The organism is Streptomyces sp. NPDC002676 (assembly GCF_053592455.1).
Genome location: NZ_JBSFVT010000004.1, coordinates 37,561 through 52,855, shown reverse-complemented (window position 1 = coordinate 52,855; position 15,295 = coordinate 37,561). Strand labels below are relative to the sequence as shown.

General features: G+C 71.8%; 14 protein-coding genes. 10 read left to right on the top strand and 4 right to left on the bottom strand.

Going from position 1 to position 15,295, the window contains the following annotated elements:
* Nucleotides 1-21: 21 nt before the first annotated feature.
* The 4 genes from ACWD3E_RS13535 to ACWD3E_RS13520 all read left to right on the top strand — a co-directional run bounded on the left by ACWD3E_RS13535 (nucleotide 22) and on the right by ACWD3E_RS13520 (nucleotide 4,125).
* Complete coding sequence (locus tag ACWD3E_RS13535; RefSeq protein WP_451387711.1) at nucleotides 22-750, top strand: LPXTG cell wall anchor domain-containing protein; 729 nt, start codon at nucleotides 22-24, stop codon at nucleotides 748-750.
* A gap of 71 nt (nucleotides 751-821) precedes the next feature.
* Nucleotides 822-1,691, top strand: coding sequence for a COG1470 family protein (locus ACWD3E_RS13530; protein WP_451387710.1), 870 nt, complete (start codon nucleotides 822-824; stop codon nucleotides 1,689-1,691).
* A gap of 11 nt (nucleotides 1,692-1,702) precedes the next feature.
* Nucleotides 1,703-2,776: a hypothetical protein gene (locus ACWD3E_RS13525; protein WP_451388136.1), complete on the top strand. Its 1,074-nt coding sequence runs from the start codon at nucleotides 1,703-1,705 to the stop codon at nucleotides 2,774-2,776.
* A 110-nt stretch (nucleotides 2,777-2,886) separates the two neighbouring features.
* On the top strand, nucleotides 2,887-4,125 hold the full coding sequence (locus ACWD3E_RS13520) for a hypothetical protein (RefSeq protein ID WP_451388135.1): 1,239 nt from the start codon (nucleotides 2,887-2,889) through the stop codon (nucleotides 4,123-4,125).
* Nucleotides 4,126-4,230: 105 nt separating this feature from the next.
* On the opposite strand, the gene ACWD3E_RS13515 is transcribed toward ACWD3E_RS13520, so the two are convergent.
* Nucleotides 4,231-5,736: an oligopeptide:H+ symporter gene (locus ACWD3E_RS13515; protein ID WP_451387709.1), complete on the bottom strand. Its 1,506-nt coding sequence runs from the start codon at nucleotides 5,734-5,736 to the stop codon at nucleotides 4,231-4,233.
* A 509-nt stretch (nucleotides 5,737-6,245) separates the two neighbouring features.
* Between ACWD3E_RS13515 and ACWD3E_RS13510 the strand changes: the two genes are divergently transcribed.
* The gene (locus tag ACWD3E_RS13510) at nucleotides 6,246-6,923 is read left to right on the top strand and encodes a response regulator transcription factor (protein WP_020940464.1); all 678 of its coding nucleotides are present in this window, start codon (nucleotides 6,246-6,248) and stop codon (nucleotides 6,921-6,923) included.
* Between the two features lie 40 nt (nucleotides 6,924-6,963).
* The gene (locus tag ACWD3E_RS13505; protein ID WP_451387708.1) at nucleotides 6,964-8,235 is read left to right on the top strand and encodes an ATP-binding protein; all 1,272 of its coding nucleotides are present in this window, start codon (nucleotides 6,964-6,966) and stop codon (nucleotides 8,233-8,235) included.
* Between the two features lie 22 nt (nucleotides 8,236-8,257).
* On the opposite strand, the gene ACWD3E_RS13500 is transcribed toward ACWD3E_RS13505, so the two are convergent.
* Entirely contained in the window at nucleotides 8,258-8,761 is a 504-nt protein-coding gene (locus tag ACWD3E_RS13500) for a GtrA family protein (protein ID WP_451387707.1), read from the bottom strand.
* A 182-nt stretch (nucleotides 8,762-8,943) separates the two neighbouring features.
* Between ACWD3E_RS13500 and ACWD3E_RS13495 the strand changes: the two genes are divergently transcribed.
* The 4 genes from ACWD3E_RS13495 to ACWD3E_RS13480 all read left to right on the top strand — a co-directional run bounded on the left by ACWD3E_RS13495 (nucleotide 8,944) and on the right by ACWD3E_RS13480 (nucleotide 13,113).
* The gene (locus ACWD3E_RS13495; RefSeq protein WP_451387706.1) at nucleotides 8,944-10,083 is read left to right on the top strand and encodes a 5-(carboxyamino)imidazole ribonucleotide synthase; all 1,140 of its coding nucleotides are present in this window, start codon (nucleotides 8,944-8,946) and stop codon (nucleotides 10,081-10,083) included.
* Complete coding sequence (purE, locus tag ACWD3E_RS13490; protein WP_451355699.1) at nucleotides 10,080-10,601, top strand: 5-(carboxyamino)imidazole ribonucleotide mutase; 522 nt, start codon at nucleotides 10,080-10,082, stop codon at nucleotides 10,599-10,601. The genes ACWD3E_RS13495 and purE overlap by 4 nt, the downstream gene beginning before the upstream one ends.
* 14 nt (nucleotides 10,602-10,615) lie before the next feature.
* Nucleotides 10,616-11,794 (top strand): dipeptidase, encoded by a 1,179-nt coding sequence (locus ACWD3E_RS13485; RefSeq protein ID WP_451388134.1) that lies wholly within the window; start codon nucleotides 10,616-10,618, stop codon nucleotides 11,792-11,794.
* A gap of 218 nt (nucleotides 11,795-12,012) precedes the next feature.
* Nucleotides 12,013-13,113 carry a dipeptidase gene (locus ACWD3E_RS13480; RefSeq protein WP_451387705.1) on the top strand — a complete coding sequence of 367 codons (1,101 nt, stop codon included), beginning with the start codon at nucleotides 12,013-12,015 and terminating at the stop codon, nucleotides 13,111-13,113.
* A gap of 247 nt (nucleotides 13,114-13,360) precedes the next feature.
* Here the strand turns inward: ACWD3E_RS13480 and ACWD3E_RS13475 are convergent, their stop codons facing one another.
* A complete protein-coding gene (locus tag ACWD3E_RS13475) occupies nucleotides 13,361-13,753 on the bottom strand; it encodes a VOC family protein (protein ID WP_451388133.1) in 393 nt (130 codons plus the stop codon).
* A 171-nt stretch (nucleotides 13,754-13,924) separates the two neighbouring features.
* On the bottom strand, nucleotides 13,925-15,268 hold the full coding sequence (locus tag ACWD3E_RS13470; protein ID WP_451387704.1) for a UDP-glucose dehydrogenase family protein: 1,344 nt from the start codon (nucleotides 15,266-15,268) through the stop codon (nucleotides 13,925-13,927).
* Nucleotides 15,269-15,295: the final 27 nt, after the last annotated feature.

Genomic DNA, 15,295 nt, shown 5'->3' with positions numbered 1-15,295 from the left:
AATGAATGGGGTGGACCGACCGTGTCGTACCCGAAACGAACCGCCGCGCTCGCGTCCGCCGCGGCCCTGGCCGGCTCGGCGGTGCTGCTGGCCGCACCGGCCGCCCACGCCGACGTCGTGGACGTCAACTACCGCTGCCAGACGCCGATCGGCATCAAGAGTGCCGTGTCCCCCATCGACATCAAGGGCGTGAAGAGCGGCAGCGGCTACAAGATCACCATGTCCTGGCAGAAGGGCGTCTCCTCCAGCCCGGTCGAGCTGGGCAAGGGCGCGATGACCCCGAGCGCGACCATCGAACTGGGCGGTGCCGGCAGCGGGACGCTCCCGGTGAGCGGACCGGCCAACTCGGCCGCGATCCCCGCCAACACCCCGATCAAGATCAGCGACTTGAGCGGCACCTACACGCCGAAGAAGACCGGCAAGGTCACCTTCACGCCGGGCACGCTCGTCATCAAGGCGCTCGGTACGACGACGACCTGCAATCCGACCAACAGTCCCAAGCCGGCGCTGACCCTGGACGTCACCGCGGCCGGCGGCTCGTCCTCCTCGAACTCCTCGAACTCGTCCTCTTCGAACTCTTCGAACTCTTCGAACTCCTCGAACACCGGCGCCGACTCCGGCGGCCAGCTGCCCAGGACCGGCCCCGAGGACTCGGTCGTCGCCCTCGGCACGCTCGGCGGCACGGTCCTGCTCGCCGGCGCGGCGGGCGCACTCTGGCTGACCCGCCGGAATCCGGCCGTACGCCGCTGACGCGCAGGCCACGACGGCTGCCGCACAGGTCACGCCCGCCGACGCTCAGGCCACAACCGCTGGAGCCGCCCATGCCGTTCGCCGCCCGCGTCCTCGGCGCCGCCCTCCTTCTGCTGCTGGTGTCCGTCCCCCGGGCCGAGGCCGCCACCGCAGACCGGTCGGACTGGTCCCTCGCGCCCTCCGGCGGCGGGCGCCCGTCCTTCTACGCCGAGGGCGTGCCCGGCGCCGTACTCCAGGACACGGTGTCCGTGACGAACCGGAGCCGGAAGCCCGTCAGCGTACGGCTGCGCGGCACCGGTGTGCCGGCCGTCTTCGCCCGCACCGCCCTGACCGTGCCCGCCCGGACCCGCGCCGAGGTGCCGTTCACGGTGACCGTGCCGGCGGGTGCCGCGCCCGGCGACCGCTCCGGCGCGATCGTCGCCCGGGACGCGGACGGCCGGACGGCGACCGTACGGCTGCGGCTGCGCACGGTCGGCCCGGCGGTGTCCGCGCTGACCGTCGAGCACGTCGCCGTGCGCGGGGACCGCATCACGTACGAGCTGGTCAACCGCGGTACGACCGTCCTCGTGCCGAGGCTGGCGGTGCGCGCCGACGGCGCCTTCGGCCGCCGCGTCCTGGACCGCGCCCCACGCACCCTGCCCGTCCGGCTGGCCCCGGGCACCCGTCGCGCGCTCAGCGAGCCGTGGCCCGGCCGGCCTGCCCTGGACTTCGTCGACGTACGGCTGACGGTGACCGCGGCGGGCGGGGCGCACGCCACCGCGCACGCCTCGGCCCGGTTCGTGCCCTGGGGCGCGGTCACCGGGGCCGGCACGGCGGCAGGGGCGGTGGCCGTCCTCGCCGCACGGCGGCGCAGGCGTCGTAGGGACGCCGAGGGCGACGGACCACCGGATGGCGGCGAACGACCCGGTACGGAAGTCGAGTTGACGGGAGCGGTGACGTGAGGACCGGCACGATGCGGATCCCGGCGCTGGCAGCGGTGCTCGCGCTGCTCCTGCTGCCCTTCGCGGTCCCCGCCGCGGCGGCGGCCGGGCCGACCGTCCAGCTCTCCGACTCCCAGGCGGGCAGCGGCGGTTCGGTCACCGTCAGCGGCGACGGCTGGCGCGCGCACACGCTGCTGATGCTGCTGATCTGTGGGCGGGCCACCCCGGAGCGGGGCGTGATCGGCGGCACCAACTCCTGCGCCAACGGCGACGGACGGGCCGTCACCACGGACGCCGACGGCGCCTTCAGCAAGAAGCTGCCGGTCGCCGAGCCGCCGGTGCCCTGCCCCTGCGTGGTGCACGTGGCCACGGTCACCGGGGCCAGGGCCGAGGCGGACGCCGTCCTCCAGGTGGCCGGGCATCCGGTCGCGCCGCTGCCGGCCGAGCCCTCCGGCGGGCGGCTGTCGATCCTCTCCGACACCCGGCTGACCGGCTCCAGCGGCCTGCTCACCTGGTTCGGCGCGCCGCCCAGCCGCACCCTGGTCTTCACCGCGGGCAACCTCGGCTCCACCCCGATCAAGGACCCGGTGTTCCGGGTCGGCACCGCGCACGGCGTCTTCGCGCCCCAGTGGGACGAGCAGCAGTGGCGCGGCACCCTCGCGCCCGGGAAGCGGGCGCAGATCAAGCTGCCGGTCGAGCTGTCCGCCGGGGCGCACGGCGACTACACCGTGTCCCTGAAGTACGACGGCAAGCTCCTCGCCGAGCAGCCGTGGGGCGTGGGCCGCCCCTGGGGCGTGACCCTGTTCTGGATCCTGCTCTGCGTTGTCGTCCCGGCCGCGGTGTTCCGCGTCGGGATGGCCGTGGTGGACCGGGTACGGCCGCGCCGGGCGGGCGCCGTACGCCACCGGCGGCTCACCCGGCCCGCCCTGCCCGCCCTGAGGCTGCCCCGCTCCCGCGCCCCCGAGCCGCAGCCCGCCCAGACCCCGACCCTGCCGTGGTTCGCCCCGGACTCCGCTCCGGGCGGCCCGGCCGGCCGGCTCTCCGCACCGCACGACGACAGCCCGACGAGTCCGACGACTCACACCAGGAAGGGAACCAGCACGTGAGCATGCGAAGGAGAGGCACACCGGCCGCACCGGCCACCCCGGCCACCCCGGCCACCCCGGCCGCACCGGCCGCACGGGCCAGGAGGACGGGCGCCGCGGGCGCCGCACTGGTGCTCTGCTCGGCGGGCGTCCTGCTGGGGCTGGCCGCGACGCCCGCGCAGGCGGCCCAGGTGTCGTTCGCCACCCACTGCGTGCCGCCCGCCGGCATCAGCCCGGTCGACGGCACAACGAAGGTCGAGATCACCGCGCCGGCCACGGCGAAGGTCGGCGACACGGTGGACATCGTGTGGAAGTTCGTCCAGGCCGCCTCCAAGAACCCGGACATCATCGACCTGCCCGCCAACTCGGTGCAGCCGTCCGGCGTCCTGAAGGCGGCCGGCGCGCAGGCCGCCGACATCGCCATGCAGGGGCCGCGGGAGAACCCGGCGATCCCCAAGGGCGGCGACATGGTGCTGTCCGACATGAAGGGCACCCTGAAGCTGACCACCGCGGGCGAGGTGACGCTGACGCCGGACGCGTACACCGTCAACGCCATGTCCACGGACACCAAGTGCACGCCGAAGGAGACCGTGCAGAAGGCGGCGACGATCCAGGTGACGGGCGCCGGCGGCGGCACGTCCTCCAGCGCGCCCCCGACCCACTCGACGCAACCGACGAACTCCGCGACGGCGAAGCCGACCGCCTCCGCCTCGCCGAGCGGCGGCTCCGGCCAGACCGACTTCAAGGGCAAGGAGGTGCAGATCCCCTACGCCTGCAAGACGCCCATCGGCGACAAGAACGCGACCTCGCCGGTGCAGATCAACGCCAGGAAGAGCGGCGGGAGCTACGACCTCACGGTGCAGTTCAAGAAGTCGGTGATGGACAGCCCCGTCGACATCCCGAAGGACTCCGTGAAGCCGTCGATGGAGGTCGTGCTGGGCGGGGCGGACAAGGGCACCGTGCATGTGGAGGGGCCCACGAACGCGAAGGAGATCAAGTCCGGCGAGCCGATCGAGATCCCGGACCTCACCGGCACCTACAAGCCGGGCGCGAGCGGTGGTTCGACGCTGTCCCCGGGCGTCCTGACGGTCAAGGCCCTGGGTACCACGACGACCTGCACGCCGACGAAGACGGAGGTCTCCCTGACCCTGGACACCTCCCAGCAGCCGGGCGGCGCGGCAGGAGGCACGTCCTCCTCCGGAGGCTCGGCGTCGACCACCGGCGGCAGCAGCGGCAGCGGCTCCGGCGGCCTCGCCGAGACCGGTGCCGGCGACCACGGCGCCCTGAAGGCGCTCGGCCTGGTGGCGGGCACGGCGATCCTCCTGGGCGGCGCGGTGTTCACGTTCCTGCCTGGGCGCCGCACGCGCTGAACCGACTGCCGGCGGCGCCTCCGAAGCGCCCGTCGAAAACACGGAGGGCCATCACACCCACAGGGATGCGATGGCCCTCCGTCGGCCAAGGCCGAGCGGCAGCGCCTAGTGGACGTCGCCCATCAGCTTGTTGACCTTCTTGCGGTACATCCACACCGCGACACCGGCGACCACGGCGAGCACGGCCTCCAGGGTGACGAAGCCCGTCTTGTCGAGGTTGACCCCGCCGACGGCCGGGTTGGACAGCAGCGCGGTGATCGAGTCGCCCGCGGTGACCGCGAGGAACCAGACGCCCATCATCTGCGAGGCGTACTTCTTCGGCGCCATCTTCGTCGTCACGGACAGACCCACCGGCGACAGCGTCAGCTCACCGATCGTCTGGACGAAGTAGATCGCGACCAGCCACATCGCCGCGGCCTTGTGACCACCGTCGGCGATCGACAGCGGGGCGAGGAAGAGGAAGAAGGACGCGCCGATCAGCACCAGGCCGGAGGCGAACTTCACGATCGTGCTCGGCTCCTGGCCGCGCCGGTTCAGCCACAGCCACAGCCAGGCGAAGACGGGCGCCAGGGCCATGATCATGACCGGGTTGACCGACTGGTACCAGGAGACCGGGAACTCCCAGCCGAAGATGGTGTTCTCGGCCTTGCCGTCGGCGAAGATCGACAGGGTCGAACCACCCTGGTCGTAGATCATCCAGAAGACGGCGGCGGCCACGAAGAACCAGATGTACGCCGACACCCGCGAACGCTCGCTGGAGTCGAGGTCCTTGTCCTTCAGGATCCGCGCGATGACCACGACCGGAACGATCAGGCCGATGATCGTGAGCGGGATCAGCGCCCAGTTCAGCGTGAAGTGGCCGGTGCCACCGACGAGGCCGTAGAAGACGGCGGCGATCGCCAGCCAGATCAGGCCCTTGCGCAGCGTGGCGGACTTCTCCTCGGCGGTCAGCGGCGTCGGGACGACGCTGCTCTTCTCGCTCAGGTGACGGGCGCCGAGCAGGTACTGGGCGAGACCCAGCGCCATGCCGAGCGCGGCCAGCGCGAAGCCGAAGTGCCAGTTGACGTTCTCACCGATGGTGCCGATGACCAGCGGAGCGGCGAAGGCACCCAGGTTGATGCCGATGTAGAAGAGGGTGAAGCCACCGTCACGGCGCGGGTCGTCCGGGCCCTTGTAGAGGTGACCCACCATCGTCGAGATGTTGGCCTTCAGCAGACCCGAGCCGATGGCGACGAGGCCGAGACCCACGAAGAAGCTGGCCGCGACCGGCAGGGCCAGGCACAGGTGGCCGAGCATGATGATGATGCCGGCGACGGCCACCGTCTTGCGGGGGCCGAGGACACGGTCCGCGAACCAGCCGCCGGGCAGGGCGAGCAGGTACACGAGCGACACGTACACCGAGTAGATCGCGGTCGCCGTGCCCGCGTTCAGGTGCAGGCCACCCGGGGCCACGAGGTACAGGGGGAGCAGGGCCCTCATGCCGTAGTAGGAGAACCGCTCCCACATCTCGGTCATGAAGAGAGTGGCCAGGCCGCGGGGGTGGCCGAAGAAGGTCTTCTCGGAGCCGGGGGTGCCCGGGCGGACCGAGTCCTTCGTCAGGCTGGACGCCATGGTCGTTCCTTGCTGGTCGGGACGCGGCAGCTGGAGCGTTGCGCGCCCGGTGGGGGTGCGGCCGGCACCGGCGGGGTCGGTCGTCCACCCCCACGCCCAGGGGGAGTCCGCTCCGGATCACGGAAGCGGCGGACGGCGACCACCGGGATCCACGCCCCGGCGCGTCACGTCCGCGTCCTGGGCCCGGCCAGAGGTCATTCCTTTCAAGGCCGATGTTCATCTCTGATGTTCATCGGCCCGTACACAAAAGAGACCTTCAGCGTCATCTACGCGCCAAAGGTCCCCGGTGCACTACAGGCGTTCCCGTCACCATACGGCAGGACACTGCCGGATATGGAAGGACTTGAGACGCGGATCACAGGCGTCCAGGGAACCGCAGGACCTGTTTCGAAGGTGTTATCTACGATCGCATCCCACGAGCAATGGTTCGTACCAGCAAGCTGCGAAGGTAAGAATCCCTGGGAGCGATCACACCCCGGCACTGCGCGCAGGCGGTCTACCATCACCTCATGACCCGTGTACTGCTCGCCGAGGACGACGCGTCCATCTCGGAGCCGCTGGCCCGCGCCCTGCGCCGCGAGGGCTACGAGGTCGAAGTGCGCGAGGACGGACCCACCGCGCTCGACGCCGGAATGCAGGGCGGCGTCGATCTGGTCGTGCTGGACCTGGGCCTGCCCGGCATGGACGGCCTGGAGGTCGCCCGCCGGCTGCGTGCCGACGGCCACACCGTGCCGATCCTCATCCTGACCGCGCGGGCCGACGAGGTGGACACCGTCGTCGGCCTGGACGCGGGCGCCGACGACTACGTCACCAAACCCTTCCGGCTCGCCGAACTGCTCGCCCGGGTCCGGGCGCTGCTGCGGCGCGGCGCCGCCGAGCCGCAGCAGCCGCCGGCCACGCACGGCGTGCGGATCGACGTCGAGTCGCACCGCGCGTGGATGGGCGACGAGGAACTCCAGCTCACCGCGAAGGAGTTCGACCTGCTGCGGGTGCTGGTGCGGGACGCCGGCCGCGTGGTGACCCGGGACCAGCTGATGCGCGAGGTCTGGGACACCACGTGGTGGTCGTCGACCAAGACGCTCGACATGCACATCTCCTGGCTCCGCAAGAAGCTCGGCGACGACGCCGCGAACCCTCGCTACATCGCGACGGTGCGGGGCGTCGGTTTCCGCTTCGAGAAGAGCTGAACCCCGCCCGGGTTCAGCCGGTCACTCCAGGTAACAGATCATGCGCCGCCGTCTCATCCAGTCCACCCTCGCCGTCGTGCTCGTGGTGATCGCTGTCTTCGGGATCTCCCTCGTGATCGTGGAGACCCGGACGATCACCAACAGCGCCCAGGACCGGGTGGAGTCGGAAGCGGTGCGGCTGGCCAGCATCGTGGACAGCCGGATCCTGGCCGCGGAGAACGTCGACGCGGACGTGCTGCGCAACCCGGTCAGCAAGGACCAGTTCGTGGTGATCCGGTTCCCGAACCGGGCGCCGATCGAGATCGGCAGCAGGCCGAAGGGCAGCGTCATCCACTCCACGCAGCACGGCGAGGAGGGGGAGACGGTCACCGTGCAGGAGCCGCGCTCCACGGTGACCCGCGAGGTCGGCCGCACCCTGCTGATCATCGGGCTGGTCGCGCTGCTCGCGGTGGTCGCCGCCGTACTGCTCGCCGTACGCCAGGCCAACCGGCTCGCCTCCCCGCTCACCGACCTCGCCGAGACCGCCGAGCGCCTCGGCTCCGGCGACCCGCGCCCCCGGCACAAGCGGTACGGCGTCCCCGAGCTGGACCGGGTCGCCGATGTGCTCGACTCGTCCGCCGAGCGCATCGGGCGCATGCTGACCGCCGAGCGGCGCCTGGCCGCCGACGCCTCCCACCAACTGCGTACGCCTCTGACGGCGCTGTCCATGCGGCTGGAGGAGATCACCCTCACCGACGACCCGGAGACGGTGAAGGAGGAGGCGAACGTCGCGCTCACGCAGGTCGAACGCCTCACGGACGTGGTGGAGCGGCTGCTGACGAACTCCCGCGACCCGCGCACCGGCTCCGCCGTCACCTTCGACCTGGACGAGGTCATCCAGCAGCAGCTCGCCGAGTGGCGCCCCGCCTACCGCAGCATGGGCCGGGCCATCGTCAGCTCCGGAAAGCGGCATCTGCAGGCCGTCGGCACCCCGGGCGCGGTCGCGCAGGTGCTGGCCGCGCTGATCGAGAACTCGCTGATGCACGGCGGCGGGACCGTCGCCCTGCGCACCCGGGTCACCGGCAACCAGGCGGTCGTGGAGGTCACCGACGAGGGACCCGGCGTCCCGCCGGACCTGGGCGCGCGGATCTTCGAGCGCACGATCAGCGGGCGGAACTCGACGGGCATCGGGCTGGCCGTGGCCCGTGACCTCGCGGAGGCCGACGGCGGCCGTCTGGAGCTGCTCCAGTCCCAGCCGCCGGTCTTCGGCCTGTTCCTCTCCCGCACACCCCCGGCCCGCAAGCTGGACGACGAACGGCCGACTGTCCGCTAGGCCCTGGACCGCCCTCGGCGGCTTACGGCACGCGCTGTGACGGCTGGGGCTCGGTGGACCCCGCCGCCAGGATCGACTCCGCGCTCTCGACGGATTCCCGGGCCGGCAGGGCGCGGAACACCCAGGTGCGGTACGACCAGAACCGGAACAGGGTCGCCACACCGATGCCGAGGAACTTGAAGACGTTGCTCTGCAGCGGGCTGTCCCAGCCGAAGCCGTACGTCGCCACGAACAGGACGCCGTTCTCGATCACCAGGCCGACCGCGCTGAACAGCAGGAACAGCGTGAGTTCCCGGGTGCGCCCGCCCTTGTTGCGGTCCCGGTACGTCCAGTAACGGAAGCCCACGTAGTTGAAGGCGATCGCGACGACGGTCGCGATGATGCTGGCGCGCACCACCGGCAGGTCGGAGACGTGCCGGACCAGGTTGAACACGCCCAGATTGACCAGGACCCCGGCGCCGCCGACGGCTCCGAACCTGGCCACTTCGCCCACGAGCCGGTGCAGCCCCGAGGAACGCCGTTCCATGGCTGTGCAGCTCCCGTCCGTAGGTTTCGTCGACCCAGCCATGCTATCCACCGTGACTGTGGGCCGCCCGTGGACCAGGCCACAGCTCGGAAACGGGTCGGAAAGAGGCCGGAAAGTGCCGGGTAAGAGGAGGTGAGAGGCGCGCGATCCGGCCGCCTCGGCGTGGCCGATACCCTAGGGGTGTGACGTTCCCGGTAGTCGGCATGGTCGGCGGGGGGCAGCTCGCGCGTATGACGCACGAAGCCGGCATCCCGTTGGGCATCAGGTTCAAGCTCCTCAGTGACACTCCTCAGGATTCCGCGGCCCAGGTGGTGAGCGACGTCGTCATCGGCGACTACCGCGACCTGGACACGCTGCGCGAGTTCGCACGCGGCTGCGATGTGATCACCTTCGATCACGAGCACGTACCCACCGAGCACCTCCGGGCCCTGGAGGCGGACGGCATACCCGTGCGCCCCGGCCCCGAGGCGCTGGTGAACGCCCAGGACAAGGGCGTGATGCGGGCGAAGCTCGACGCGATCGGCGTGCCCTGCCCGCGGCACCGCATCGTCGCCGACCCGGCCGATGTGGCCGCGTTCGCGGCAGAGGGCGACGGCTTCCCCGTCGTCCTCAAGACCGTCCGCGGCGGCTACGACGGCAAGGGCGTGTGGGTCGTCGACTCCGTCGAGGAGGCCGCCGAGCCCTTCAGGGCGGGCGTCGCGGTCCTCGCCGAGGAGAAGGTCGACTACGTCCGCGAGCTGGCCGCGGGCGTCGTCCGCTCCCCGCACGGCCAGGCCGTCGCCTACCCGGTGGTCGAGTCGCGGCAGGTCGACGGCGTCTGCGACACCGTGATCGCCCCCGCGCCCGGCCTGGACGAGAAGCTGGCCCTGCAGGCCGAGGAGCTGGCCCTGCGCATCGCCAAGGAACTCGGCGTCGTCGGCCACCTCGCGGTCGAGCTCTTCCAGACCCGCGACGGCCGCATCCTCGTGAACGAACTCGCGATGCGCCCGCACAACTCCGGCCACTGGACCCAGGACGGCGCGATCACCTCGCAGTTCGCCAACCACGTCCGCGCGGTCCTCGACCTCCCGCTCGGCGACCCGCGCCCGCGCGCCAAGTGGACCGTGATGGTCAACGTCCTCGGCGGCGACTACCCGGACATGTACTCCGCGTACTTGCACTGCATGGCCCGCGACCCCAAGCTCAAGATCCACATGTACGGCAAGGACGTGAAGCCCGGCCGCAAGGTCGGACACGTCAACACCTACGGCGACGACCTGGACGACGTGCTGGAGCGCGCCCGTCACGCAGCCGGATACCTGAGAGGCACGATCACCGAATGAGCCCTGTTGTTGGCATCGTCATGGGGTCGGACTCCGACTGGCCCGTCATGGAGGCCGCCGCCAAGGCGCTGGACGAGTTCGAGATCGCGTACGAGGTCGACGTCGTCTCCGCGCACCGCATGCCCCGCGAGATGATCACGTACGGCGAGCAGGCCGCCGACCGCGGCCTGAAGGTGATCATCGCCGGGGCCGGGGGCGCCGCCCACCTGCCGGGTATGCTCGCCTCGGTCACCCCGCTGCCGGTCATCGGCGTGCCGGTGCCGCTGAAGTACCTCGACGGCATGGACTCCCTGCTGTCCATCGTGCAGATGCCGGCCGGTGTGCCCGTCGCCACGGTCTCCGTCGCCGGCGCCCGCAACGCCGGTCTGCTCGCGGCCCGTATGCTCGCCGCGTTCGACGAGGACCTGCTGCACAAGATGCGCGACTTCCAGCAGGACCTCAACGACCAGGCCACCGAGAAGGGCAAGCGCCTGCGCTCCAAGGTCGAGGGCTCCGGCGGCTTCGGCTTCGGGAAGTGACGCCCGTGACGTCGCTGACCTCGCTCGACGAAGCCCGCGAGCTGCTGCGCGAGTTCCCCGTGGTCGACGGCCACAACGACCTGCCGTGGGCGCTGCGCGAACAGGCCGGCTACGACCTCGACGCGCTGGACATCGCCGCGCACCAGCACGGGCACCTGCACACCGACCTGCCGCGGCTGCGCGCGGGCGGTGTCGGCGCACAGTACTGGTCGGTGTACGTCCCCGCCGACCAGCCGGAGCCGGTGTCGGCGACCCTCGAACAGATCGACTGCGTACGGCAGCTGATAGCGCGCTACCCGGCCGAGCTGGCACCCGCGCTGACCGCCGCCGACATGGACGCCGCCCGCGGGGAGGGCCGTATCGCCTCCCTCATGGGCGCCGAGGGCGGCCACTCGATCGCCAACTCCCTCGGCACGCTGCGCGGCCTGTACGCGCTCGGCGTGCGCTACATGACCCTCACCCACAACGACAACGTGGACTGGGCGGACTCGGCGACCGACGAGCCGCGGGTCGGCGGCCTGTCCGCCTTCGGCCGCGAGGTCGTGCGGGAGATGAACCGGCTCGGCATGCTGGTCGACCTCTCCCACGTGGCGGCGACGACGATGCGGGACGCGCTGGACGCCTCCACCGCGCCGGTGATCTTCTCCCACTCCTCCGCCCGCGCCGTCTGCGACCATCCGCGCAACATCCCGGACGACGTCCTGGAGCGGCTGCCCGCCAACGGCGGTGTGGCGATGGTGACGTTCGTGCCGAAGTTCGTGCTCCAGGCGGCCGTGGAGTGGACGGCGCTGGCCGACGAGAACATGCGTGCCCACGGCCTGCACCACCTGGACACCACGCCCGAGGCGATGGAGGTGCACCGCGCCTTCGAGGAGCGCACCCCGCGCCCGATCGCCACGGTCTCGACGGTCGCCGACCACCTCGACCACATGCGCGAGGTCGCGGGCATCGACCACCTCGGCATCGGCGGCGACTACGACGGCACCGCGTTCACCCCGGACGGCCTCAGCGACGTCTCCGGCTACCCGAACCTGCTCGCCGAGCTGCTGCAGCGCGGCTGGTCCAAGGCCGACCTGGCCAAGCTGACCTGGCAGAACGCCGTACGGGTGCTGGGCGCGGCCGAGGACGTGGCCCGGGACCTTCAGGCGACCAGGGCGCCGTCCGTCGCGACCATCGCCTCGCTCGACGGCTGACCCGCTGCCGTACCGAGGGCGGGTGGTCGTTGGCGAGGAACGGTCGGCCGGCCTGGTCCGCTCCCGGGACACGCTGGACGAGGCGATCGAGGCCGCCCGCACGAACTGACGGCCGTACCCCCGAACGCCCCACTCACCAGGAAGGCTCCCTCCCGTCCGTGCGACCGTGGGCGATACGCCCCACCACGACGTAGCTCGCGACGACGCACGGAGCCGCCATGGCCGACCTCCAGAAGGACCTGCCCCCCGCGACGGAGGTGGGCGGCCTCCCGGACGACCCCTTCGTCGCGGAGCCGTACCAGGGCGATCCCGACGAGGCCGTGGAGCGCGCGCACGCCCTGCTCGCCGCCCACCCCGTCGCCGACGGCTACAGCGGGCTGCCATGGGCGCTGCGCCACCTGCCCCGGTACGACCTGGAGCTGGGCGAGACGGCCGTCGACACGGACGTGCCCCGGCTGCGCGAGGGCCATGTGGCCGCCCTGTTCTGGTCCCTGCACCTGCCGGAGGGGCTGGCCGTCGACCGCGCGGTGGCGGCCACCCTGGAGCAGCTGGACCTGGTGCGCAAGGTGATCGAGAGCCATCCGGAGGGGCTGCGCCTGGTGGGTACCGCGGGCCAGGTCATCGACGCCCGCAACTGCGGCCGGACCGCCGTCGTCCTGGGCCCCGCGCATGCCGCCGCGCTCGACGACTCGCTCCCCATCCTGCGCATCCTGCGCGCCCTCGGCCTGCGCGTCCTCACCCTGACCGGCACCGCCTGGGCGAGCGAGGCGGGGCTGACCCGGTTCGGCGAGGAGGTGGTGCGCGAGATGAACAGGATCGGCGTGCTCGCCGACGTCTCCGGCGCCTCCGAGGCCACCGTGGAGCGCGTCGTCGCCCTCTCCAAGACCCCGGTGCTGTGCACCCGCTCGGCCGCCCGCGCCCTGCGCCCGCACCCGGCCAACCTGCCCGACGCCCTGCTCGCCGCGCTGGGCGAGGCGCACGGGCTGTGCATGGTGCCGCTGACGGCCGAGCAGACCGGCCCGTCCGTGCGCGACGTCGCCGACCACCTCGACCACATCCGCTCGGTCGCCGGCCCCGAGTGCGTCGGCCTGTCCGGCACCTACGACTCCGGCGCCGCCCACCCCCGCGACCTCGCCGACGCCTCCCGCTACCCCCACCTGATCGCCGAACTGCTCCGCCGCGGCTGGTCCGAGCCCGAGCTGTCCCTGCTGACCTGGTGGAACGTCCAACGGGTGCTGCGCAGCGCCGACTTCACGGCCAAGGCCGCACAGCACCGCCGGGAGCCGTCCACGGCGAAGATCGCGGAACTGGACAGCTAGGGCCTCTCGTTTGGATCACGCCGGGCTCGCGGGGCCTGGCACGCACTCCCCCACTGCCTTAAGGGCGTGGGGGGACCCCCAGCGGCGTTGGCGTCAGTCGCCAACGCTCCCCCACGCTCGGCTTCGCTCGCGCGGGGGGACCCCCATCGTTGACTCCCTCCTCCGCCTTGCAGCTGCACGCACCAGGCCCCGCTCCCTGATCCGGCCTGATCCAAACGAAAGACCCTAGCGGCCTGCGGGCGGGCCGTCAGGCGTGCTCGATCCGGCACAGGCAGAACGGATGCCCGGCCGGGTCGGCGTACACCATGAAGTCCTTCTTCTCCCGGTCCGTCAGGTCCAGCGGGCGGGCACCCAGCGCGAGCACCCGCTCATGGGCCACGTCGACCTCCGCCCAGGTCCGCCCCGCGTCGAAGTCGAGGTGGAACTGCTGCGAGTTCCGGTCGGCCCGCGGCCACTCGGGCGGCGTGTACCCCTCGGCCCGCTGGAAGCCGAGCCGAGGCCCGCCCGGGACCTCCAGGACGACCCAGTCGTCGTCCTCGGCCCGCGGGGTACCCCCGGCGACCGCCGCGTAGAACGCGGCCAGCGCGCGCGGGTCGGGGCAGTCGAGCACGACGTTACGGAAACGAGCGACGGACGCCACGAAGTCCTCCTCGGTCGGCAAGCGCACAGACGGAAGGTGCCCCGCCGGGCCGACGTACACACGCCGTTCACCGGCCGCGGACGACTTCCGTGGTGCAGAATGCGGAAAGACGCCGGTTCGGCCGACTGAGCCTCGGCCGAACCGGCGTCGCCACACACGCCCTCATGCGTCTTATGCGGTCGGGCGGCCCATCGCGCGGTACGTCCACCCGGCCAGCCGCCACAGCTGCGGGTCGAGCGCGTTGCGGCCGTCCAGGATCACCCGGGCCGCCGCGGCCTCGCCCAGCGCGGCCGGGTCCAGCTCGCGGAACTCCCGCCACTCGGTGAGGTGCAGGACGACGTCGGCGCCGCGCACCGCCGCCAGCGCCGAGTCCGCGTAGCCGAGGGTGGGGAAGACCCGGCGGGCGTTGTCCATGCCCTTCGGGTCGTAGACGGTCACCTGGCCGCCCTGGAGGTGGATCTGCCCGGCCACGTTCAGCGCGGGCGAGTCACGGACGTCGTCCGAGTCGGGCTTGAAGGTGGCGCCGAGCACCGCTACCCGCTTGCCGAGGAACGAGCCGCCGCCGAGCGCCTCCCGGGCCATCTCGACCATCTGGCCGCGCCGGCGCATGTTGACGGAGTCGATCTCCCGCAGGAAGGTCAGCGCCTGGTCCGCGCCCAGCTCACCCGCGCGGGCCATGAACGCCCGGATGTCCTTGGGCAGACAGCCGCCGCCGAAGCCGATCCCGGCGCGCAGGAACTTGCTGCCGATCCGGTCGTCGTGCCCGATGGCCTCCGCCAGCTTCGCCACGTCACCGCCGCCGGCCTCGCACACCTCCGCCATCGCGTTGATGAAGGAGATCTTGGTCGCGAGGAAGGAGTTCGCGGCGGTCTTCACCAGCTCGGCGGTCGGGAAGTCGGTCACCACGAACGGGGTGCCCTCGCCGACCGGCGTGGCGTACACCTCGCGCAGCAGTTTCTCGGCCCGCTCGCTGCGCACACCGGCCACGATCCGGTCCGGGTGCAGGGTGTCCTGCACGGCGAAGCCCTCGCGCAGGAACTCCGGGTTCCAGGCCAGCTCGGCGTCCGTCCCGGCGGGCGCGTGCTCGGCGAGGTAGGCGGCGAGGCGGTCGGCGGAGCCGACGGGCACGGTCGACTTGCCGACGACCAGGGCCGCGTCGTGCAGATGCGGGGCGAGGGAGGCGATCGCGGAGTCGACGTACGACATGTCGCAGGCGTACTCGCCGTGCTTCTGCGGGGTGTTCACGCAGACGAAGTGGACGTCACCGAAGGCCCCCACTTCGGCCCAGTCGGTGGTGAACCGCAGTCGTCCCGAGGACCCCTCGATACCGGCGACATGCCGGCGCAGCAGCTCTTCGAGTCCCGGCTCGTACATCGGGGTCTCGCCGCGCTCCAGCATCGCGATCTTCTCGGGTACGACGTCCAGACCCAGTACCTCGAAGCCCAGCTCGGCCATGGCCGCGGCGTGTGTGGCGCCGAGGTAGCCGGTGCCGATCACGGTGATCTTCAGGCTCATGGGGGTGCTCCAGCTAGGGGGACTCGG